We start from the raw sequence: 22,368 nt of genomic DNA, 5'->3' as shown, positions 1-22,368 counted from the left end.
ACATCGACCATGCGTTTATTTTATCATGAATCATTCTTGAGTGGTAAAAATTTACAAGAAAGAGCCTTCCCGGTGATGATGGGAAGGCTCTTAAACGTGCGTTTGTCTTATAAGTTTTTAATGCTTTCATTTAATGCGTGTTGACGTTTCCGGCGGTTAAACCAAGCACGCAAATGACCTTTGCGCGGTGAGAACAAGAATGCAATCATAGCAACGATTCCTGTCACAACCGCAATCACACCGGCGTAGGATAAATCCATTTTGTAAGCCAGATGCACACCGACAATGGCATTGAAGGCCGCAATGATTAAACTGAGAACAATCACATGACTCAACCGATCGGATAAAAGATAGGCTGTTAAAGCCGGGCCCACCATAAAACCAACGACCAAAATAGATCCGACGGCTTCAAAAGCACCAACCGCGGTTAAACTTACCAGCGTCATGAGCCCATAATGAAGAAAGGTGGTCGGAATTCCCAAGGAATGGGCGTATTGAGGGTCAAAGCTCGAAACCTTTAATTCCTTGTAAAAATGAAGCACATAACCAAGGTTCACTAAGAAAATCACCACGGCGATCCAGAAAGCGCGTGGTCCAATATCATGACCCGCAATGACCATCCGGTCAAAGACCGTGAATCCCAACTGTCCCATAAAAACCGAGTCAATGTCCAAGTGAACATCCCCAGCATAGCGGGTCAACAGAATAATGGCAATACTAAACAAGAAAGGGAACACAATTCCGATGGACGCATCCTGGTCTAAGAGCTGTGTACTTCTTAAAGCTTCAATAGCTAAGACAGTAATGACCCCCACGATCGTTGCACCCACCATGAGCAGTGGTGAAGAAAGATCTTTGGTGATAAAAAAACCTATGACGATTCCTAGAAGAACCGTATGGGTGATCGCGTCGGATACCATGGTTTTACCTTGCAAGACCAGAAAGTTTCCGATAATTGCACAGGAAAGAGCGACTGCAACGGCCACGAAGGTAATTTGTATTAAGAGGCTCATAAAGATTCTCCTTTCTCCTGGGCCAGACTTTCTTTTAATTGGCGTTGACGACGAAGAGAACGACGGCGTCTCGCAATTAATCCACGTTCAGGTGCAAAACACACACTGATAATTGTGAGACACGTGGCGACGATTACAATGGTGGCACCTGTAGGAATCTGTTTGCCTGTGGAGCTCAAGAAGGTTCCTAACAAACCAGATATTCCACCAAAGAGGCCCGATAAACCGACAACGACTGACATGCGGTTGGACCACTGGCGAGCCGCAATGGCTGGATTCACAAGCAAGGCCGAAATTAAAACAACTCCGACCGATTCAAGCCCCATTACGATGGCTACCACAATCAGTAGAGACAAAAGAAAGGCAAAAAATCGGTAGGGACCCGGCAAAGTTTGGGCAAAGTGAGCATCGAAGGTAATGACCTTGAACTCCTTCCAAAAAACAATGACCAGTGCAAGAATTATCATTCCAATGATGATCAAAACATTGACTTCTTGCTTGAGCATTCCACTGGCTTGTCCAAAGATAAAATTATGCAGACCCGCTTGAGCGGCATTGGGCGTCTTTTGAACAGACGTTAACAGCGCTGTTCCTAATCCAAAGAAAGTGGATAATACCAAAGCCAAGGCGCTGTCTTGTTTGACCACAGAATTTCTTTGAGAAATAAAATTGATCAACCAGGAAGCCAACCAACCAAAAATTGTAGCTCCCGCTAATAAGGCAAACATGTTCTTGCTACCTGTTAAAATAAAACCAATGACAATTCCCGGTAAAGACGCATGCCCCAAGGCATCTCCCAAAAGACTTTGCTTTCTTAAGGTCAGGAAAACTCCCAATACTCCACTGAAAACACCCAAAAGTGCGGTACCCGTCGCTACCACTTGGAAAGTATGGTTATTTAAAATGTTGGCAATTGAATCCACATCACTCACCCTTCCCCTAAGTTATGGTCTTGTCGATAAGTTTCTTCAATATTGGCAGCCGTGTAAAACTCCTTGACAGGTCCTGCAGCCACGACTTCACGGTTCAAAAAGACCACTTGATCAAAATAATCTTTAACCGTATCCAAATCATGATGAACCGCAATGACTGTTCGTCCCAGTTCTGCCTGCTGGCGCAAGAGATCCATCAAGATTTTCTCCGTCTTCATGTCTACACCAGCCAATGGTTCGTCCAAAATAATGATATCCGCGTCTTCACAAAGAGCTCGGGCTAAGAAAACACGCTGGCGCTGACCGCCTGAAAGTTGTGAAATTTGACGATCCGCAAAAGTACCCATTCCGACACGTTCCAAATTCATCTTGGCAATTTCTCGGTCTTCTTTACTGGGTCTTTGACCAAACTTTAAGTGCCCATATCTTCCCATCAAAACCACATCCAAAGCAGAAGTGGGAAAGTCCCAGTCTACACTGGTTCTTTGAGGCACGTAAGCTAAGCGGCGTTTGACTTCCTCATAACAATAAGATTCACCGTCCAATTGATAAGTGACCTGACCGGCGATTGGCTTCAAAAGGCCCAACATCCCATTGAGCAGTGTGGATTTACCTGCTCCATTGGGACCGACGATGGCGGTGCGTTGCCCTTTCAAAAACTTTACATCCACGTTCCATAAGACGGGATGCCCATCGTAAGCAACGGTTAATTGATCGACTGTAATCGCATTATTAGTCATTTTCGAACCTACTTTCTAATTGAATCAAAACAATTGATAGTCATTAATTTTACTCTGGCCTAAACTTTTTCCTGAATCGATTTTTAGACCTTGTCAGGGAGAATTTTTGCAATAAGAAAACGGCGGCCCTGTGAGTCAGCCGTAAAATTCTTATATCAAAGAGTTATTTTAAAGCATTCACAATGGTTGAAATGTTTGTCACATAAGCGTCGATGTAGTTACCTGCTTTTTCTTCGTCAGTACCTAGGGCGTCTGAGTATAGCTCTCCGCCGATTTCTAGATTTCCACCTTTTGCTTCGACTGCTTCGACCAACGCTTTAACGTTACGATCTGAAACAGAACTTTCGATGAAACATGCTTTGATCTTCTTGTCGATGACAAGGTCAGCAACTTTAGCGATGTCCCCTGTACCAGCTTCGGTTTGTGTGTTCAGACCTTGGATACTTTCGACGTTGAAGCCGTAGTTTTTACCAAAGTATGAGAAAGCGTCGTGAGCAGTTACTAGGTAACGTGATTCTTCTGGAACTTCAGCAACTAAGTCAGCAATTTGCTTGTCTAGCTCGTCCAATTCCTTCACGTATGCATCCGCATTGGCTTGGTAGTCTTTGGCGTTGTCTGGATCCACTTCTGCTAACTTATCAGCAACTAATTGAGTGGCTTGTTGCCAGATTTGGATGTCGAACCAGATGTGTGGATCTAGGTCTAAATCTTTGTCTTCGTAGACATAGTCAAGAACTTGACCGTCTTTAAGAGCTTCTTCCAATGAGAAGATGTTAACATCATCGGATTCTGCCATCTTTTCGAAGATATCTGTGAACATGGCTTCTAAGTGCAGGCCATTGTATCCTACTAAATCCGCATTGTTAACAGCATCAATGTCTGAAGGGGTTGGTTCATAACCGTGTGGGTCAACCCCAGGTCCCATAAGACCGGTCACTTTTACGTGCTCCCCGCCGACAACTTCAAGCAAGTCCTTCATGTGTGTGGTCGTAACAACAACGTCTAATTTCTCAGCTTCCGCTTGTGCGGATGGCGTTGAAACAAATAGACCACCGATCATTAAAGCCAGCGCAACAAGAACTACCAAGCTTCTCTTAAATAAATTATTCATATAACCTATCGTCTCCTTTTTTATGATAAATTTAGTCTAACCTAAAATATAATTTCTGTCAACTCCACTTTGATCAATGATAGTGTCAAATTATTGTTGGTTTTCCTCTACCATACTTTTTACTAATTCTCTGAACCCAGTTTCATGGATTCCGTATTTTAACCACTATCCTTGATAGCGAGCCGCTAGCGGCATAATGGGTTCTGGAAGTCTTTAGGGAGGTATTCCCTATATCCAATCCAGTCTCGCTAGACGCCAGTACCATGCCGTTGCTCGCTATCAAGCATTCACTTCATCGCCTTTAGCTATCATTATGAAGACTGGCTTCAATCTACTATATTTCAATAACCAGCGATTGTCCCAAAAGCCTGGCGACTGCGTGTGTTATTGGAATAGTGTAAGATGGCTACTTTACCACTCCAATCATACTGACGAACGTATTTCCGCCCCACACGGCCATCTAATTTCTCTACTCTTCTTTTTCTTTCTTTTGTTTTAATTTGATTTGTTACCCAAGTTTTTAAATCGCCACCATTTAAGTCATAAGCACGGGCTTTAGCGATGTTTTCTGCTCCTGTTGTACTCCATCCTAGCGGTCGCGAACTTAAACGAGCACTTAACCAATGGCTGACGTGACCTTCGGCACTACAACCGATATATTGTGGGTCCCTTTGTCTTTGAATAGAATCCCAATTGCCTATCAGATAGCGACGGACCTTTTGAAGCGTTTGTTTCGAAGAGTCGGGTAGCGACGGATCGCTGAGTCGCACTTCGAAGTAGTCCTGTAAATAGCCTTTTTCACCTGTATAAAGCCAACGATGTAAAGTGGCGTATAAATGATCATTACTGATACCAACACATGCCTGACGAAGGTATTTAACCGTATGATAAGGGTCAAGAACAAAGCGTGTTTGAGTCGGTAGATAGTCCAACCCTTTCTTAATCCAGTGAGCCCCGTCTCCACTTAAATAAAGGGTCGGACAGGCTGCTAAATCGTATTGTTGGTCGAGATAGTAATAAACATCTTCCCACAATTCCTCGCTATCTTCGTATAAGCCTGTGAAGATGCGACTAATATTTAATTCTTTTCGGTCACTTGCTTCTAAATTTTCTTTGTATCCTTCGTGAACATACGCCAAGCGCATTTCCCGATTCTTCCCATCTTGATAAGCTACATGGTCTTCATCAGCTTCAATATATAAGCAGTCTACCTGACGCTTTGCTTCCACCGGTAACGCAACAGAATCTGGGCGATACTTATGCACAATATTCTTGACTGTCTGGCGACTATAAATCCCGATATGTTCGAAGCTATCAATGGTCTCTTGATAAGAATGCTTACTAGCCTTCTCGTAAATGGCTGCTTCTAGCTCGAGATCCACGCGCTGGTGAGGCGTGAGCGATAAGAAGTCATCCAATAAATAGCAGAACTCACCCGTTTGTTTATCTTTGTAATAACGCCTTGAGAGTTTAATGTCACCAATCAGTGTGGAGATTGTTTTTTCATCATCGCAACGATGAACGCTATATCTTGCTTTTCTTGCAGGACTTTCAAAGAGTGATTCCTCAATTGTTGTACAGAGATCTTCTCCTAAATCGACTGAGAGTTGACGCATCGTATTGCTAATGGTTTTGATGCATGTTGAAAAATCTACTTCACCTTGAATCGCTTGATTATATAAATCTGCCATCATTTCATTAATTTTTTGCATAATTTGTGTTATAATACTCATGGATAATCCTCTACCTTTCTGTGTATTTACCTACTTACAGTATAGCAGAGGATTATCTTTTTTGCTTTTAGATGACCAACAGTTATTTTACACTAAGTTGATCAATTTATAAAATAGCGACAAATTTTCCCAGCGTTTTCTCTTCTGACCAATGTTCGTTCAACTCCTTTATTTTGATTCTTAGATTAGAAAACAAAAGGAAAAAGCCCCACTCTGACTTTAGGGAAGAGCTTTTGAAATAAAGACTGGCTTATGGGGTGTCCTTGCGTACCCAATACTCATAGGCATAGTCGACAGGATCTTCGGGATTGGTTTCACCGGGAATGGACGTTTCCAAGATAAAAACTCCTGGATCAATGGGTGGCATAAAAGTATCGCACTCATAGGTATGTCGAATATTGGTGCGGATAATTTTATTCACATCGTCCCAAAATAAATTAAAAAATTTCTGTTCCACCGATGACCATGAGGGCTTCTTGAGTGGCCATATCCAAGGCTTCTTGACGATTAGTAATCACAGTCAGGCCCTGAATGTCGGCACCATAATGAGGATCTCGAGACAAAACAATTGTTTTTCGTCCTGGAAGTAGGCGTTTGCCGAGAGATTCAAAAGTTTTGCGTCCCATCAATATGGTATGTCCCATAGTTGTGTCTCTAAAGAACTTTAAATCATTGGGTAGATTCCAAGGCAATTGATTGTTGACACCAATGCCTCCTTGTTGGTCTTGGGCGTATACAAAGATAATCACTGGCACTCTCCTTTTTAAACGGCGATGGGTGCACGAATTCCTGGGTGTGGGTCATAGCCTTCCACTCGGATGTCATCCACACTTAATTCATCCATGGGCGTGTCTGAATCGATAACAAGCGTCGGTAAATCTTTAGGGTCACGGCTGAGAAGAAGTTCGGCTTGTTCCATGTGATTGGTATATAAATGGGCATCGCCAAAGGTGTGCACGAAATCTCCCACTTCCAAACCGGTTTCACGGGCAATCAGATGGGTCAATAAGGCATAGCTGGCGATATTGAAAGGAACCCCTAAGAACAAATCGGCGCTTCTTTGATACAATTGACAGCTTAATTTTCCATCTTGAACGTAGAACTGAAACAAAGTATGACATGGAGGTAAGGCCATATTGGGCACACCTTCCGGGTTCCAAGCCGAAACAATCAAACGCCTTGAATCTGGATTCTCTTTGATTTGCTCAATGACGTCGGCAATCTGATCCAAAGTCTCCCCTTGACGTGTTTGCCAAGCGCGCCACTGTTTGCCGTAGACATCTCCCAATTCACCATGTTTTTGAAAGAATTCCAGATCATTTAGAACCTTGTCTTGGAATTTTAACATTTCCTCGTCATAAACTTTTTTGAAAGCATCATCTTCTAAGACGCGCAGACCAAAATCAGTCATGTTCGGTCCCGTATAGTCGTCGCTGTCGACGTATCTTTCAAAGGCCCACTCGTACCAAATGTGATTGTTGTGTTCCAACAAAAATTGAATGTTGGTATCCCCCGTAAGAACCAGAGTGACTCACTCAAGACATTGGCCACGAGACAAACAGTTCCAAACAAGAGAACCTTCCAGACGGAGGGTTCTTTTCGCGTCGTCCGATTGAGATATGGGTATAACCATTCCCCGAAGCCCCGACGGTTTCAGAGAGGAGACACATAAGACGACATAGGAGACTTCCCGATTTCCCGACGATTTTAGAAGGATAGGAGTTTGAGTGAGGACCTCATTTCCTCTTCGGCAAACACCACAAAGCAGAGCTCACAGGTTTTCCTGTAAACTCTGCTTTATTTTTTTGATTAGATAGATGATCAAGTTGGGTTTTCCTATCTACGGGCTCTTACTTACTTCAACTAAGGACTATCTAGTAATCCCCCGAACCCCCGATGATTTTAGAGGATATAGAAGATTGAATAGACACTCTTATTTACTAAACACATGAAATTTTTATCATCATTTATGGTACGCATGCCCATTGATAATTCTAAATGCACGATAAATTTGCTCAACCAACACTAAACGCATCAATTGATGAGGTAAAGTTATACGTCCAAAACTCACACTTAAATCAGCCCGCTGCTTTAATTCTTCAGCAAGGCCGAGTGAGCCACCAATAATAAAGGTCACTTTACTATGACCATAGGTCGCATAGTTTTCCAAGGTATTGGCTAATTCTTCAGAGGTTATTAATTTCCCTTCAATTGCTAAAACAATCACTTTGCGGTTCGCATCTATTCGAGCACTAATCTTTTCAGCTTCTTTATTTAAAACCAACTGGATTTCATTATCACTCATTGACTCAGCAGTCGCTTCATCGGGCACTTCGAATATTTTAACTTGAGCATAATTACCTAATCTTTTAATATATTCAGCAATACCCTGTTTCAAATATTTTTCTTTTAATTTACCAACACAAATTATTTCAATATTCATTTGATCACCCTTTAATCTTTTCATAATAATCATAGCATTTATTGAAAATATTTTGTATCATTATACTATCGAATGATACATTTGAATGGAGGAAATATTTTGAAACCCACAATTATTGGTGTTTTAGGATTAGGTGTCTTTGGAAGAACTATCGCAAAACAACTTGGCCGTTTTGGCCGTGAGGTAATTGTTGTTGACAAAGACCAACATAACATTGATTTAGTAGCCGATGATGTCACAACAGCCACCATCGGAGACTTTACCGATTATGATTTATTAGAAGATATTGGTATCGCTAATTGTGATGCAGTAGTTGTCGCAACGGGTACTAATTTGGAAAGTGCGGTACTCGCAGTCATGCACTGTAAACGATTAGGCGTCCCTCATATTATTGTCAAAGCACACAGTGCTGTTTTTGAACAAGCCTTAAAGGAATTGGGAGCAACTAAAATTATTTCACCTGAACGTGATTCAGGTAAACGTTTAGCTTCTCAACTATTGAGAACTCATATCGGAGAAGTATTGTCACTGGATGATAACACTTCAATCGTTGAATTCTCTGTTCCGGATAAATGGGTCGGCAAATCAATCTTAGCTTTAGAATTACGTAAAAACTACGACATGAACGTCATCGGGTATCGCCCATACAAAGGCGCAAAAATGACTTCAACTTTAAATATTCAAACACCGATTGAAAACGGAATGATTTTTGTGGCGATTACGGATTCGCATCGATTTGAAGAACATGATTATTTAGATCGTATTAATTAAAATCTATTAATCATCAATATTTCCTATTACTAGCCATAAGGTTTTATGTTAAAAATAATATATGATACGCTCATTTTATGATGATTTTTTATTTATCAACAGGAGTTATGCACAGAAATTGTGGATAACTCTTTTTATTGCCAAAAACCTTTATAAAGCTTGATGCATCATTATTTTCATGTTAACGAAATAGTTACTATTTACAAACTAAGCTTATCAACATAGGAATCTAGTTATCAACAGTTTTCTGTGCATAAGTGTGTGGATAGGTGGTGAAATTAATTATAATTTATTTTTGAACTATCATTATAATTGTTTTTTGGTATACATTGATCATAAATATATAAAAATGACAGACCAAAGGCCTGCCGTTAAGAAAAAGGGCATTGATTAAACTTCTTGATTTCTATACATTTTGATAGTTTTCAGTAACAATAATAACAATAAAAGAATTGGTGTGTTGTATTATGAAATGCAACACACCAAATTCTTATTAAATATTTCTGCTTTAAGTTGAGTTTAGTAGATTATTATTTGCTGAACTTCACTTTCAAACAGAAATGTTGAGTTCAGCTTTGGCATTTACCAATGAACTGCATTTTTAACGAAAAAAATGGAGTTCATGTCAACAAAAAACGCTAAACTTCAATTCTCTCACTTTCACTCTTACTTACTGATAATACTGTGCCTGTGCACTCCATAATTCCTGGTACTTTCCTTTTTCATTCACCAGTTCTTTGTGTGTGCCTCTTTGTACGATCTCCCCTTGATCAAAAACGAGTATTTCATCGCAGAATTTGGAGCTTGAGAGTCTATGGGAAATATAAAAAGCTGTTTTATCTTTTACTAAGTTATCAAAGTTTTGATATATTTCAAATTCAGTCATTGGGTCCAGTGCAGCGGTCGGCTCATCTAAAATCATAACTGGCGCATCCTTATATAAAGACCGAGCGATGGCTATTTTCTGTTCTTGGCCCCCAGAGACACTGACGCCTGATTCTTCAAATTCTGTTCCCAGGTAGGTTTCTTCCTGATTAGGTAGATTTCTAACGAAGTCGCCTAACCCGACTTTATCTAAGGTAGACAACACTTTCTTTCTATCAAAAGAGGGTTTTACAGAAACGTTTTGTCCCAATGAAAATCCGACTAGATGGTAGTCCTGGAAGACAACGCCAAACAGATTGAAGTATTCTCTTAAATCATACTTATGGGCATCGATTTTATTCATTTTTATTGTCCCTTCACTCGGTTCATATAAACGAGTCAGTAGCTTAATAAACGTTGTTTTACCTGAGCCATTTTCTCCAACTATGGCATACTTTTTACCGACTTCAAACTTTTCAGTGATGTTCTTTAGGACTGTTTCATCTGAGCCGGGATAAGAAAAACTCATATTCTCTATTGCGAAATGATAGTCATTATCTAACCTTTTTTCTACAGGTAAACTGCCGACGACCTCTTCATCAGGCAAGTCCATGAATGCATAATACTGCTCTAATTCACCTGGTGAAGAAATCATCATCATGCCGTGCTGGATAACATCTGGTAAAGCAGAGACCATTTGACTGAGTGCGCTGGAAAGTTGAATAATCAAAGCAACAGGTAAAGCTCCGATTAAAACAAGCAAGCCGACATAGGCATAGGTCAAATAGGTCATCACCTGAAATAAGCCGGTAGTAGGGATCATCATGGATCGAAAGCGTTTATAGTTTTCAGACAGTAATCTTCCTGTCTGTTCAGACTCAGCTCTTTTATTTTCGATCATTTTTTCAGTTAATTTGTAGAGGCGCATTTCTTTTCCAGACTTAAAGTCCTGAAGAAGCCCATCTTCATAGAAAAATCGGGCATTAGATTCTTTCAATTCCGCAAGAAGCGCTGTAATTCGTTCGCTTGATTTTTTGGATGACGCGATTTGAATCCATACACTGATTCCAATCAGTAGGAGGAAGACACTAATAATAAGACTCGGACGCATCCACCAGAATCCGTCTGGCAATAAGGCTGTGTCTACTCTAAATAACGGAGTGAGTAAAATACCCCCCCATATAATACTGACCAATCCAGGCATCATTTCTTTTATACGGACATTAATCATTGGAAGTGAAGATTGGCTGCTCATCATATTACGGTTGATGATATCTAATTCTTCTCTTACTTCGGAACTTTCTGCATAATGGTAATGCATAGTTAACATCTTTTTATTTGGTTCAGCAAAGAGTTTTCTCAAAAACAGAGAATCCTCATGAGTGACTAGCGGGTCTATCCATCCAGAAATCAGCTGCAACACCAACAAGATTACTAAATACTGCACGATTAATGAAGGAATCCGGGTCATGTCATTCCTTGTTAAGGCATCCACAATTTGGGTCATATAGATGTAGCCGAAAAAAGGCAAACTGTATCTCGCCAATGAATGGATAAAGAACAGCACATAGTAAGTTTTGCCTATTTTAAACAAATCTTTAAAGGCACGTTTATACACGGTCAGTTTTTCCATTAAATCACCCCTCCTGTAACGACTGGCTCGTCTTCTTCCTCTTTTTCTTCCTTATCATGTTTATAGTAATAAGCTTGTGCTTCGTAAAGCTTAAAGTAATCTTTTTGCTTAGCCATTAATTCTTCGTGCGTTCCGACTTCTGTTATGTCTCCATCTTTGATGTAAATGATGCGATCACAAAAACGAGTTGATGAAAGGCGGTGAGAAATAAAAACAGACAATTTATCTTTAGAAAACTGGAAGTAATCCTGATAAATCTGATGTTCGGCGATGGGATCCAAAGCCGCTGTCGGTTCATCCAGTAAGAGAACGGGTGCGTCTTTATATAAGGCTTGAGCCAGTTTCAGTTTTTGTAACTGCCCTCCGGACAAATTCACTCCATCTGGATAAACGGCGCGCACAATTTTTGTCTCGTCTCTCGATTTGAATTTTGAAATGATGTCAGTCAAGCCACTTTGTTTAAGAACACGATTATACTTCAGTTCATCAAAGGGCAAGCCTTGAATGACCGTCTCTTTAATGGAATAGGTCAATAAAAATTTCTCCTGAAATACAGGCGCAAATAAAGCATAATAGTCTGAAATATTAAACTCACTCTGAGCTACTCCGTTAATATAAATTTCTCCACTATCCGGTTTAAGCAAACCGGCAATTAAATTAGACAGCGTCGATTTCCCAGCCCCATTTTCTCCTACTATAGCTAGATTTTCGTAAGGTTTAATGGTTAAAGATACATTATTTATCGTTGGTGTATCATTATTCGGATAAGTATAGGACACATTTTTTAATTCGATGGACAAGGGTTCTTTTGGCAAAGATCTGCCCTCTTCATGGTTAAATACTTGACCCTGAGACATAAAGTCATCATATTTTTTTGTCTCATTTAAACTCGTATTCATTTTACCTATAGCATTGACTAAGGTCATGATGGTTTGAGCCAGGATTGTAACAGACCCGGCAAAGATGACAAAGCTAGAAACCGGAATAGCTCCCGCCGCAATCAATTGAACACTTCTAATATAAGATAAGGCGGATAGACCGATAATCCCTACATTTACCAAGGTGCTTTCTGTCCATGTCACCCTTACTTTCGGTTTGATGATCCGGTGGTATTCCGCAATTGTTTTATCTTCAACTTGCTTGAACCAGTCTTTCATCTGGAAAATCCGTACATCTTTAGTTATACGGGATTCCCCGTACACTTTTCTCAAGTAACGTAATTTTTGGGAATTGGCTGCTTTCGCTTGAAATAATTTGCGGTCCATCTTCACTTGCCATACGTTAAAGAAGACAACGATAAGCAGAAAGACACCTACTAAAACAAGAAACAGAGATTCTAGTTGACTTAATATATTGATATACAAAACAACCCCTAGAAACGAACTCATTAATTCAATGATTTCCGTTACCAATCGGCCAAAAAGGGTCGTATTATTGTCGGTTAATTCACTGGCATTGTTATATCTTTCTTGCGCTTCTTTTCCTATAATGAGCGGATAATCCAGCTTCAAATACTTCGTTTCAATTTTATTTCTCATAAAATCTCTCAAATGGTTCATATTCTCTTCTTGATAAAGCATAAAATAATAGTTACCCATTTGAGCTATTCCAATAAGAACAATAAACACGAGTAGTCTAAGCAAGTACTCCCTAATCGCTACCCCTTCCATTAACCACTGAATCACAAAAGCAGATAAAAGCAATTGGAGTAAGGGTAAGGCCGCGCTAATAAGGGTAGCTAAAAGAATGGCTATAAATACTGTCGGTTTGAATGCATATAATTCCTTCAATAAAATTTTTGAATACTTCATTTTTTCTTTCATCTTCATCACCTCAATCGTATCTTACCAAAAAAAATACACTCCCTATTCAGAAGTGTATGAATGGTTAGTATTTGGTTACGAACGGTTTTTAAGCGGCAACGTCACTTCTGTCGCAAACACGCCATCTTCCCATTTACGGTTGACCATGCCTTGATATCTCTCCACTGCCTGATCAATTCGGTACAAGCCATAGCCTCTTCTATTGATACTTTTTAATGAAAACAGAGAAGGTTTTGGATTCTCTGTCATCGTGTTCGTCACATTAATATACAATGTGTTTTTCATTGGTGCTATGTACAAACGAATAAAACGTTCATCAGAAGAACTGGATTCTTTCTCAGTCGCTTCTATAGCATTGGTCAGCAAGTTACCCAATATAATTGCTAAATCAACATGCTCTACACCCAATTCATTAGGAGCAATGGCTGTCGCATAGAGGGAAATGCCTTTATGTTTAGCAGCTGTCAACTTTGTATTAACGATGGCATCTATCATCGTATTTCCTGTTTGAATGATCGTATCGACTTGATTCAATTCATTGGTAAGCTGTTTAATATACGCATCCAATTCATCCAGACGGTGGTCATTCATTAAGGTGTGCATCACTTGTAAATGATTGCGATAGTCATGACGGATGCCTCTCATCTGTCTATAAATCGTTTCGACTTCTACGCTGTATTGGTCGAGTTCCTTTTCTTGTATTTTATAAAAATCAATGCTCTTTTTTTGCCTAACTATAACTATCCCTGCACTGATAAGGATAATAAGTACGACGGTTAGCCCTATCCAATCAGTCATTGTAAAACACCGCTCCTTTATTAAAGGCAATAAATTTTTCTTGAACTGTTTTGGCGAGACGCCTAGAAACGGGGACAGTTTGTCCGTTGGATAATTCAACATCTGTTTTTAACAGGCGATGGATGTGAGCGACATTGACTAAGTAACTTCGGTGAGTCTGGATAAAGTCAGCATTAAGCTTGTCCTCCAATTCTTTTAAAGGACGAGTGACGGTTATCACTTGATTGTTTAAATGAATCTCACATTCACGTTTAATGACTTCAATGTACAGAATATCATCCAGTAGAAGTTTATGCATCTCACCTTCTGCTTCCAGTGTTAAGGTTTCTTTCACTAAGGGTTTTTTATCGAGATGTCTTTGGATGACTTGCTTAATTTTGTCTCTTTCAATGGGTTTGAGCAGGTAATCCAGGGCCTGCACTTCATAACCTTGAACGGCATATTCGGCGAATGCGGTCGCAAAGACAAGCGTCACTTCATGATCTATTTCTCTTATTTTCTTAGCCACTTCCAACCCATTAATCTGCTTCATCTCGATGTCCAAGAAAACAATATCTAAATCTTTGTTTTCTTCTAACTCAAAAAGAAAGGCTTCTCCACTTGAATAGGAGGATACTTTTGCGTGTAGACCCATTTCTTTGATTGTTTGATTGATTAGTGACTTCATCGCATCGAGTTGAATGTTTTCATCATCTACTATCGCTATGTGTAATTCTTTAGACATTCAGAGCCCTCCTCTTCTCCAATACTCATACTATCCGTTCCACTTGATTTTTCCTAATCATCGTCGTTAGACATAATATAACATAAATGATTGATGGCAATAACAAACAATTAGTGGTTGGTCGTTTTTTTAAGCATTATGGTGTTTATTATTATGGTGTGTTGTAAGATGAAACGCAACACTAAAAAAAGACATGAAGATTTGTTATACTTAAGTCACCACAACATAGTATAAGACTAACTATATAAAGTCAAGTAGAAAACAAAAGAATGATAAAGTTGTATCTAGAGTTGTCTTTCACTTCTACGTCAATTAAGTTTTGAATTTCTTCTAAATTCAGTGTAAAATGTACTTGGTCATTTTAATTCCTAATGGTTTGTTTATCGTTCTTAAAAACATTGTACCAGTTATGGAGGGATTAATGACCCTTTCTTTTTACAAAATTATATGGACTCTATCAAAGTATGTCTCGATAAGGAAATTGTTTGGATAACTCACCGATGGAGAATTTCTTTGATATATTAAAACAAGAAGTGTATTATGGTGAACCTTTAATGACATAAGATAAATTAGAACAAAAGATAAATAAATAGATTAACCAATATAATAACAGCGAATAAAAAGAAAAATTGAACGGTATGTCTCCAGTTGAATACCGAAAACATACCGTTCAATTAGCTGCTTAAATTAAACTTCAACTTTTTGGGTTCATATCAGTCGTGCGCCCATTTTTAGGACATTAACACATTTTAGGATCAGGTGATTTTTTCAAGACAAAAAATAATATCCTCAACAAATTTCAGCATTAAAATTTTTAAAACTCATTATTTTCTTCAAAATTTCCCGTTTTTTCTCACTCAGTGACCTCTTACAGCGTTCTCATAAATAAATTAAGTAACAGACTATTTTAATTATCGATGAAAATTCTCAAATAGTTACCTTAATCCAGAAGTTAATAGACACTGACAATGCAATTTGCTCGTCTTTATTCAAAGTCAGCATGACGCGCATACATAGTATCTGACGTTTCACCCATTTTGTCCATTAAAGTCAATACTAAACTATCAAAAATTAGAAACGATAATTGTTCAAAACTTGTACCCATAGGTTGAGAAAAGTAACTCTTTTTTGGTTTTATCTGATCTTTAGTATGTCCAGGTAGTATAACCAATAAATCTGCTAATTGGCCAATAGTTGAATCTGGCTTCATAGTTACTAAAGCAATTTCAACCTTATTGTTTTTCGCTTTTTTAACTAGAGTTTTTAAACTATCCGTTTCCCCTGATCCAGAACAAATAATTAATAAATCACCTTCTTTTGAATGAGGGGAACAAATATCACCCACTAGACTTACGGAAAATCCTAGATGCATCAAACGATTCGCGAAGGCTTTCACCGTAATTCCAGATCGACCGGCTCCGGCTAAAAAAATATGATTAGCGTGGATTATTTTATCACTAAGGTGTTCTAATTCTGAATGGTTGACATGTCTTATGTTAGATTGCAATTCGTTCATTATTTCAACTAAATAATTATTGGACATGATGATTATCTCACTTCCTCTAATGATTGATACAACTTATTAATTTGCTCACGCGGATTATCTTCTCCATTAAAAATATATCCTCCTGATACAAAAATATCCGCTCCTGCTTTTTTACATGTTTTAATCGTTTGATTATCTATTTTCCCATCTACTTCAATAACATATCGATAATTATTTTTCTTTCTTAGTAAATCTAACTGCTCTATTTTAGATACTGTCTCAAGAATAAAATGTTTGTTTTCAGTTCCTGGATTAATCGTCATAACTAGTACTTGATCAACTACTGATAAAATTGGTTCAATGAAACTGACTGGTGTTGCAGGATTAAAGGTGATACCTACCTTAGCTCCAGCTTCTTTTACCATTTGAATAACTCTCATTGCATGATTAGTTGCTTCAATGTGAAAGGTAACAATATCTGCTCCAGCTTCAACAAACTTTTTTACAATTTTCTCTGGAGTTTCTATCATCAAATGAACATCAAACACAACATCGGTGAAAGGTCGTATATCCTTAATAAAACTTGGACCAAATGCCATATCCGGTACAAAACACCCATCCATAACATCAATATGTAGATAATCAATATTCTTTTCTTCTAATATATTAAATAAATCTTTAATTTCTAGAATAGATGCATTTAACAATGATGGTGCAATTGACATTCTAAATCCCTCCGCTTATTCTCCCATTATCATAATATTTATCGTTCTTATTCGTTCTCTTAATTGATCCCAATCAACAAAATAAACTCGCCCCATATCTCCCAACAAAAGCTTTCCATCTTTTATAATTAATGACATTGAGTTTGTCCCATAAATCGAAGAACGCAAATGAGCATCTGTATTCAACATAACCCACTTTTCTGCAGGATAATTAGGATCTGATAAGCTTGTGCCAAACTCAATATGTTTGGGCCCAGGACTATTATATTGGTTTTCACTAGTCATTTTAGGAACTAATGATTCCATTATATTATTAATATCAACATGCAAATAGTCATCACCAAAATAATTTGTATCATGCATTGTCTCTTCAAAGAACAAAGAACATGTAGTGTGTGGACTTGAAATGATTAAAACACCATTTTTAATCCCACCTATATCTACTATATTTAAAATATCTTTGCGAATATCATGATACGATGGACGTCCCGCTACAGTGTTAATCGTTAATTGGTTATGATGCACCTTCATTTTAGACACCTAATCTCTTTTTTATATCTGTATAAATTGCTTCAGTACCAATTCCCGTTAACAAGCCTAATCCATTAGTAACCTTATCTTTAATACTATCTGGTACAATTGTCGTGCTTACCACTGCGTCATACTCATCAATTTTATTTAATTCATCAGATATTTTAGATTGATAAATTTTCACTTTGTCTTGTAAGGCTTCTTCTTCTAACCATTTTGATAATTTCGCTACTGCAATTGTTGATGTTGCGTGACCTGCTCCACATACTACTAATAATTTTTTCATGTTAACCTCTTCTTTCTAAATTTATTTTACGCTTTTTTCACTTTATTCATATAAATAGATATACCTACTAAAACTCCCCCTAAAATTACGATACCAAATATTCCAAGATAAGAAGCTAATAAAACAAATAATCCTACTGGCCATAAACCTGATAATAACATCGTCACTAAACCTGTGGTTCCAACGTCAAAACTAGCTAATGCAAATACATCAGTAACAACTGGAGCTAACCATGTTGAGATATAAAAGGTTGTAACAACATATAACGAACAACCTACTAAAGCTCTTACAATATTCCCTTTGAAATAAGGAATCATTAAACAAATTGCAAAAGCAAAGAAAGCTAAATCACCGAATGGCAATACTTGGTTTCCAGGAAGAGCTAATGCTAATAACAATGATATTGGCACTAACATTAAAGAAGTTGACATAATAGTTGGATGTCCGACAGTCAAGGCAGCGTCCATACCAATATAAACTTGACGTCCATTTAATTTCTTATTTGCAAATTCTTTTGCTGCGTCTGCAATAGGCATTAATCCTTCCATAAACATTGCAACCATTTTTGGCATAATTTTCATTACAGCTGCTGTTGAAATTCCTAAATTACCAATTCCAGCTGTGTCATAACCAGCCATAATTCCTACTATTATACCAATAATTAAGCCAATAATAACCGTATCTCCTAAGATACCAAATCGCTTCGTTAATGTTTCTGCATCTGCATCAATTTTATTAAAACCTGGAATACGATCAAAAATCCAATTCATTGGCTTGGCAAATAAAATACCTGATAACCCCATCATGTGAGTAATAGCTATCCCCGGATATCCAAAAAATTCACTCACTGTTTCTTGAGTTCGATCCGCTAAAAACCATTGTAAAATAACCGCTACGATTGCACCAATTAATCCGAACCAAAAGTTCCCAGTCACAGATTGTGTAATCATTCCTAGAAAAATTGGAAACCAAAAATTCCAAATATCAACATTTAATGTTTTAGTCCATCCTAATACCACAAAAACTAAGTTAAGTATTAGAGAAATAGGAATCATCAGGATTCCTATTGATGTAGAAAATGCTAAAGGACCTCCAACACCTACTCCAATATCAAGAATGTTCAAACTACCACCGTATTGTTCTCCCATTTTTTGAATAGCAGTTCCTAAACCCTCAGATAGTAAATTTAATACTAACCCTAAGCCAATTGAACCTATACCAACAGTAATCCCTGAAACAAAAGATTTACTAGGTTTTAGACCAAATAAAATACCAATTACAAAAATAATTAATGGCAGAAAAACGTTTGAGCCTAACCCTATAAACCATTCAAAACTATTTAATACTAAATCCATCTTACTCGTCCTCCTAATAAACTCCAGCTGAATGCACTATCTCAATAAATTGTTCTTTTGTCGTGCAGCTTAATAATTCTTGTACTCTTTCTTGATTTTGAAATAGATTAACTAAGTTTTGCAATGTATCTATTTGTTCATGCGGTTGTGACATTGCTAGCATAAACACCAGACTAACAGGTATTTCACGTTCTTTATTTGTCATATCATAAAACACAAGCGGTTCCTTCAATGAAGCAAAACAAATTTGAGAGTTGTTCACATGAATAGAGTCTGTATGTGGGATAGCAAAACCAATTTGATTAATCTCTAATGCTGTTGGAAATTCTTTTTCACGATTTATTATTCCTTCTAAAAAACTATCTTTAACACAGCCGTTAGTGACTAACTGTTCAGACATTACTTTGAATAATTCCGCTTGATTCTTCACTTCTAATTGAAAAAGACATAACTCTTTGTCTAAATACATTTTTATAACTCCTTCTTTTGAAATAATTCTAATAACTTATAACTATCATGAATCTTTACCAAATGATCTACTGTTTCCTTTTGCCCAATAAATTGGTATAACTCTTCATAAACTCCTCTGATTTCAGAACCATCTTCCTCAGCTAAACTAACCATAATAACCAGTTTAATTTTTCTGTCACCCCAATTAACAGCCTTTTTCAGTGACAGAATAAAAACATTTGATTCAACTACAGTCGTTGGATTAGCATGTGGTAAGGCGACACCACTATCTAGGTTTGTGTTTCCCATCTTTTCTCTGGAAAAGATTGACGTACGAAATTCATCTGTTACTAACCCTTTTGCTTCTAATTCAGAAATCATCAAATCTAAACATTCTTCCTTACTTTCAACTTGTACTCTAGTTTTCACTAAAGATGGTTTAACAAATTTAGAAATCGCTGAAATCTTCACTTCTTTTGAAATCAAATCATTTTGTATTATATGAGAGGTATCTTCAATTAAATATTTAGTATAAGCTTCCATAATGTTCATATAGTCTGTTTTACTTACCAATGGAGATACTTTTACTAATGGAATACCTCCACTATCAAACGTCAGAGAGGAAATAATTAAGTCTACCTTTCTAATTTCTGCAGAATGAAATTTATCTAATGTAGAAATTTCCACATTATCCTTAGCAGGTAAAAAACGACGAACTTTATTATAAATTAACTGCGCTGAAGACATCCCATACTGACAAATAATTACAATATTATTTGCCTTCGACTGATCTTCTATTGCAATTTGAAAGTGTATCAATATTAATGAAACCTCATCATCATTTAATGTTACATCAAATTCTTCTTCAATGAATGACATAGCATACCATACTATGCTAAACAATTCAGAGTATTGTAACTTAATACTATCTAACAATGGATTTTGAATCTTAATGCCTTTTTTCAAACGTAGAATCATTGCGGGCACATGATACAATAATGATAAATATAATCGATTATTTTCAGTCAAATCAATTTTCTCTATTTCACTCATTCTTTCAACCAATTTGTAAATAGTTAATGAATACTCTTTATTGCTCGATTTAAAATTATTCGTCACACGATGAGCAAATAATTGACGACACAAATATTCCTTGTCAGAATCAAAAAATGTTAAGCCTAATTTCTTCTGTAATTCTTCTATCAATCCATTTGCTACAATATATGTTTCCATGTAGCGTATGCTATTGAATAAGAACTCTTCTTCTACAGATAAATGATAATCTTTCATTAATCGATTACACTGAATCACTAATGTTGAAAGTAGCGAACGAACATAGTAATCAGAGACTTTTTCCGTTAATTCATTATACTCATTAAACAATAAATCATAAATTACATGAACTATTTTTGAATCAAATAGCATATTCAACACTTGTAAAAATGTGTTTTGTTCCATATCATTTGCATAAAAAACCTTAAGAGTGCTTCGCACTCTAAACCATGACAGAAAAACGGTTTCGCATTATAATTAAATGGGCAATACAAATCCGATGCGTTTATTGTGAGGTATGTCCGTACCCCCGTATAAAAAACTGGATGAGCTTTTTATCGTTTGCGATAAACCCATTACGTCTTGAGCGTGTAAATAAAATTACAAGTTAATATAGAAAGCTCACATTGCCTAATATTATTTTGGAGGTCATGATCATGGAAGTAATGATTGAACGATGCTGTGGGATTGATGTTCATCAAAAGACCATCGTTTGTTGTATATTATCTGGTCCATTAGAGACCAATAAACCCCAAAAACATCAGAAGACATTTGGAACTACCTCAGCCGAACTTAGAGCGGCACTTGAATGGATTCAATCATTCAATGTGACTGATATATTTATGGAATCGACTGGACAATATTGGGTCCCAGTTTTTAATATTTTCTCCGATAGTGAGATTCAATTAACACTGGCTAATCCTGCCCATATTAAAAATGTTCCTGGTCGAAAGACTGACGTCAAAGATGCTGAATGGATTGCTCAATTAGGGCGATGTGGGTTAATCCAATCATCTTATTTACCTTGTGCACAAGCAATGGAATTGCGTCAATTGACTCGCCGTCGGTTAAGCTATATCCAAAAACGGACGCAGTCGAAAAATGAAATACATAATATCTTACAACGGGCAAATATTAAATTGACGAGCTATCTTTCAGATATCTTTGGTCAAACAGGCCAAGCATTACTCTCTTTATTTATTCATGGTGAAAAAATCACCCTTGAACGAGTCGCCGAGTGTATGCATACTCATGTTAAAGCGACACCCAAACAACTCTTAGAAGCCATGGACGGCAAAATGTCAAAGACTGACCGACGATTATTAGATGATTCATTGGAAGAGTACCGCTTTTATACAGAAAAAATTAAGCGAATGGATGGAGATATTGAGGAATTTATACTCACTTATTTTAAGGAAGAATATGAATTATTAATGGAGCTCCCAGGGGTGAAAGCAAATAGTGCTGCGGTTATCTTGGCAGAAATTGGTCCAGATGTAGAGGCCTTCAAGACAGCTGCGCACTTAGCTTCATGGGCTGGACTATCACCTGGTTCATATGAAAGTGCTGGAGTAAAAAAAAGCAGTCGAACCACCCGGGGGAATAAATACCTTAAAACAACACTGATAGCCTGTGGCGGTATTGCAGGAAGGTCGATGGACCCCGCTTTTTCGAATCTCTATCAACGTCTATCTGCTAGAGGAGCCAAAATGAAAGCTGTAGTTGCTTGCGGACACAAGTTACTACGTATCATATATAAGGTACTTTCTTGTCATATTCATTATGATAAACAAAAAGCATTAGGACTGCGCCAACAGAACTAATGCAACAATTTTTAAAAATTTTTCACTTTAATTATAGCATAGAGGGTGCTTTTTTGCGCCTTTTTTGTCTTTCT

The 22,368-nt window shown here is 37.5% G+C and carries 21 protein-coding genes and 1 pseudogene; 2 read left to right on the top strand and 20 right to left on the bottom strand.

Annotated features, from left to right (window positions below; translation table 11 throughout):
- Nucleotides 1–107: 107 nt before the first annotated feature.
- The 9 genes and pseudogenes from CYJ72_RS07865 to rlmH all read right to left on the bottom strand — a co-directional run bounded on the left by CYJ72_RS07865 (nt 108) and on the right by rlmH (nt 7,972).
- Complete coding sequence (locus CYJ72_RS07865; protein WP_284629151.1) at nt 108–1,013, bottom strand: metal ABC transporter permease; 906 nt, start codon at nt 1,011–1,013, stop codon at nt 108–110.
- Entirely contained in the window at nt 1,010–1,936 is a 927-nt protein-coding gene (locus CYJ72_RS07860; RefSeq protein ID WP_284629149.1) for a metal ABC transporter permease, read from the bottom strand. The genes CYJ72_RS07865 and CYJ72_RS07860 overlap by 4 nt, the downstream gene beginning before the upstream one ends.
- Nucleotides 1,937–1,941: 5 nt before the next feature.
- Nucleotides 1,942–2,685: a metal ABC transporter ATP-binding protein gene (locus CYJ72_RS07855; protein ID WP_284629147.1), complete on the bottom strand. Its 744-nt coding sequence runs from the start codon at nt 2,683–2,685 to the stop codon at nt 1,942–1,944.
- Nucleotides 2,686–2,848: 163 nt separating this feature from the next.
- Complete coding sequence (locus CYJ72_RS07850; protein ID WP_284629145.1) at nt 2,849–3,796, bottom strand: metal ABC transporter solute-binding protein, Zn/Mn family; 948 nt, start codon at nt 3,794–3,796, stop codon at nt 2,849–2,851.
- 341 nt (nt 3,797–4,137) lie between these two features.
- Nucleotides 4,138–5,529 carry an ISLre2 family transposase gene (locus tag CYJ72_RS07845; RefSeq protein ID WP_284629143.1) on the bottom strand — a complete coding sequence of 464 codons (1,392 nt, stop codon included), beginning with the start codon at nt 5,527–5,529 and terminating at the stop codon, nt 4,138–4,140.
- A 250-nt stretch (nt 5,530–5,779) separates the two neighbouring features.
- On the bottom strand, nt 5,780–5,986 hold the full coding sequence (locus tag CYJ72_RS07840; protein ID WP_284629141.1) for a dihydrofolate reductase: 207 nt from the start codon (nt 5,984–5,986) through the stop codon (nt 5,780–5,782).
- On the bottom strand, nt 5,967–6,278 hold the full coding sequence (locus CYJ72_RS07835) for a dihydrofolate reductase (protein WP_284629139.1): 312 nt from the start codon (nt 6,276–6,278) through the stop codon (nt 5,967–5,969). Before CYJ72_RS07835 ends, CYJ72_RS07840 begins: the two co-directional genes overlap by 20 nt.
- 14 nt (nt 6,279–6,292) lie before the next feature.
- Nucleotides 6,293–7,071 (bottom strand): annotated as a pseudogene (locus CYJ72_RS07830) (thymidylate synthase); the annotation flags it as partial.
- A 421-nt stretch (nt 7,072–7,492) separates the two neighbouring features.
- The gene (gene rlmH / locus CYJ72_RS07825; protein ID WP_066126047.1) at nt 7,493–7,972 is read right to left on the bottom strand and encodes a 23S rRNA (pseudouridine(1915)-N(3))-methyltransferase RlmH; all 480 of its coding nucleotides are present in this window, start codon (nt 7,970–7,972) and stop codon (nt 7,493–7,495) included.
- A 99-nt stretch (nt 7,973–8,071) separates the two neighbouring features.
- Between rlmH and CYJ72_RS07820 the strand changes: the two genes are divergently transcribed.
- Nucleotides 8,072–8,743, top strand: a complete 672-nt coding sequence (locus CYJ72_RS07820) for a potassium channel family protein (protein ID WP_284629136.1) — start codon at nt 8,072–8,074, stop codon at nt 8,741–8,743.
- Nucleotides 8,744–9,413: 670 nt separating this feature from the next.
- Here the strand turns inward: CYJ72_RS07820 and CYJ72_RS07815 are convergent.
- The 11 genes from CYJ72_RS07815 to CYJ72_RS07765 form a co-directional block, all read right to left on the bottom strand.
- Entirely contained in the window at nt 9,414–11,240 is a 1,827-nt protein-coding gene (locus CYJ72_RS07815) for an ABC transporter ATP-binding protein (protein WP_066126044.1), read from the bottom strand.
- Nucleotides 11,240–13,063, bottom strand: a complete 1,824-nt coding sequence (locus tag CYJ72_RS07810; RefSeq protein ID WP_066126043.1) for an ABC transporter ATP-binding protein — start codon at nt 13,061–13,063, stop codon at nt 11,240–11,242. Before CYJ72_RS07810 ends, CYJ72_RS07815 begins: the two co-directional genes overlap by 1 nt.
- A 75-nt stretch (nt 13,064–13,138) precedes the next feature.
- Complete coding sequence (locus CYJ72_RS07805) at nt 13,139–13,861, bottom strand: sensor histidine kinase (RefSeq protein WP_168164951.1); 723 nt, start codon at nt 13,859–13,861, stop codon at nt 13,139–13,141.
- Entirely contained in the window at nt 13,854–14,585 is a 732-nt protein-coding gene (locus CYJ72_RS07800; protein WP_066126039.1) for a LytR/AlgR family response regulator transcription factor, read from the bottom strand. Before CYJ72_RS07800 ends, CYJ72_RS07805 begins: the two co-directional genes overlap by 8 nt.
- 985 nt (nt 14,586–15,570) lie before the next feature.
- A complete protein-coding gene (hxlB, locus tag CYJ72_RS07795) occupies nt 15,571–16,128 on the bottom strand; it encodes a 6-phospho-3-hexuloisomerase (RefSeq protein ID WP_284629134.1) in 558 nt (185 codons plus the stop codon).
- Nucleotides 16,129–16,133: 5 nt separating this feature from the next.
- The gene (gene rpe, locus CYJ72_RS07790; protein WP_071408504.1) at nt 16,134–16,796 is read right to left on the bottom strand and encodes a ribulose-phosphate 3-epimerase; all 663 of its coding nucleotides are present in this window, start codon (nt 16,794–16,796) and stop codon (nt 16,134–16,136) included.
- 15 nt (nt 16,797–16,811) lie between these two features.
- Nucleotides 16,812–17,327, bottom strand: a complete 516-nt coding sequence (locus tag CYJ72_RS07785) for a YjbQ family protein (RefSeq protein ID WP_284629130.1) — start codon at nt 17,325–17,327, stop codon at nt 16,812–16,814.
- Between the two features lies 1 nt (nt 17,328).
- Nucleotides 17,329–17,613: a PTS sugar transporter subunit IIB gene (locus CYJ72_RS07780; RefSeq protein ID WP_071408502.1), complete on the bottom strand. Its 285-nt coding sequence runs from the start codon at nt 17,611–17,613 to the stop codon at nt 17,329–17,331.
- Between the two features lie 26 nt (nt 17,614–17,639).
- Nucleotides 17,640–18,968, bottom strand: coding sequence for a PTS galactitol transporter subunit IIC (locus CYJ72_RS07775; RefSeq protein ID WP_284629127.1), 1,329 nt, complete (start codon nt 18,966–18,968; stop codon nt 17,640–17,642).
- A gap of 13 nt (nt 18,969–18,981) precedes the next feature.
- Nucleotides 18,982–19,437, bottom strand: coding sequence for a PTS sugar transporter subunit IIA (locus tag CYJ72_RS07770; RefSeq protein WP_071408500.1), 456 nt, complete (start codon nt 19,435–19,437; stop codon nt 18,982–18,984).
- Between the two features lie 2 nt (nt 19,438–19,439).
- Nucleotides 19,440–20,876 carry a BglG family transcription antiterminator gene (locus CYJ72_RS07765; protein WP_284629124.1) on the bottom strand — a complete coding sequence of 479 codons (1,437 nt, stop codon included), beginning with the start codon at nt 20,874–20,876 and terminating at the stop codon, nt 19,440–19,442.
- Between the two features lie 251 nt (nt 20,877–21,127).
- Here CYJ72_RS07765 and CYJ72_RS07760 point away from each other — a divergent pair, with 251 nt between their 5' ends.
- A complete protein-coding gene (locus tag CYJ72_RS07760; protein WP_071407987.1) occupies nt 21,128–22,294 on the top strand; it encodes an IS110 family RNA-guided transposase in 1,167 nt (388 codons plus the stop codon).
- Nucleotides 22,295–22,368: the final 74 nt, after the last annotated feature.

Origin of the sequence: Globicatella sanguinis (assembly GCF_002847845.2) — a bacterium.
Classification (GTDB): Bacteria; Bacillota; Bacilli; order Lactobacillales; family Aerococcaceae; genus Globicatella; species Globicatella sanguinis.
The sequence above is the reverse complement of the archived record's forward strand: the minus strand, read 5'-3'. Positions and strand labels throughout refer to the sequence as shown.

What these genes read in the sequence shown, in the direction of transcription:
- CYJ72_RS07865 (WP_284629151.1), bottom strand. Translation starts at nt 1,013, where the DNA reads ATGAGCCTCTTAATACAAATTACCTTCGTGGCCGTTGCAGTCGCTCTT.
- CYJ72_RS07855 (WP_284629147.1), bottom strand. Translation starts at nt 2,685, where the DNA reads ATGACTAATAATGCGATTACAGTCGATCAATTAACCGTTGCTTACGAT.
- CYJ72_RS07850 (WP_284629145.1), bottom strand. Translation starts at nt 3,796, where the DNA reads ATGAATAATTTATTTAAGAGAAGCTTGGTAGTTCTTGTTGCGCTGGCT.
- CYJ72_RS07845 (WP_284629143.1), bottom strand. Translation starts at nt 5,529, where the DNA reads ATGAGTATTATAACACAAATTATGCAAAAAATTAATGAAATGATGGCA.
- rlmH (WP_066126047.1), bottom strand. Translation starts at nt 7,972, where the DNA reads ATGAATATTGAAATAATTTGTGTTGGTAAATTAAAAGAAAAATATTTG.
- CYJ72_RS07815 (WP_066126044.1), bottom strand. Translation starts at nt 11,240, where the DNA reads ATGGAAAAACTGACCGTGTATAAACGTGCCTTTAAAGATTTGTTTAAA.
- CYJ72_RS07810 (WP_066126043.1), bottom strand. Translation starts at nt 13,063, where the DNA reads ATGAAAGAAAAAATGAAGTATTCAAAAATTTTATTGAAGGAATTATAT.
- CYJ72_RS07805 (WP_168164951.1), bottom strand. Translation starts at nt 13,861, where the DNA reads ATGACTGATTGGATAGGGCTAACCGTCGTACTTATTATCCTTATCAGT.
- CYJ72_RS07800 (WP_066126039.1), bottom strand. Translation starts at nt 14,585, where the DNA reads ATGTCTAAAGAATTACACATAGCGATAGTAGATGATGAAAACATTCAA.
- hxlB (WP_284629134.1), bottom strand. Translation starts at nt 16,128, where the DNA reads ATGTCCAATAATTATTTAGTTGAAATAATGAACGAATTGCAATCTAAC.
- rpe (WP_071408504.1), bottom strand. Translation starts at nt 16,796, where the DNA reads ATGTCAATTGCACCATCATTGTTAAATGCATCTATTCTAGAAATTAAA.
- CYJ72_RS07785 (WP_284629130.1), bottom strand. Translation starts at nt 17,327, where the DNA reads ATGAAGGTGCATCATAACCAATTAACGATTAACACTGTAGCGGGACGT.
- CYJ72_RS07780 (WP_071408502.1), bottom strand. Translation starts at nt 17,613, where the DNA reads ATGAAAAAATTATTAGTAGTATGTGGAGCAGGTCACGCAACATCAACA.
- CYJ72_RS07775 (WP_284629127.1), bottom strand. Translation starts at nt 18,968, where the DNA reads ATGGATTTAGTATTAAATAGTTTTGAATGGTTTATAGGGTTAGGCTCA.
- CYJ72_RS07770 (WP_071408500.1), bottom strand. Translation starts at nt 19,437, where the DNA reads ATGTATTTAGACAAAGAGTTATGTCTTTTTCAATTAGAAGTGAAGAAT.
- CYJ72_RS07765 (WP_284629124.1), bottom strand. Translation starts at nt 20,876, where the DNA reads ATGGAACAAAACACATTTTTACAAGTGTTGAATATGCTATTTGATTCA.
- CYJ72_RS07760 (WP_071407987.1), top strand. Translation starts at nt 21,128, where the DNA reads ATGGAAGTAATGATTGAACGATGCTGTGGGATTGATGTTCATCAAAAG.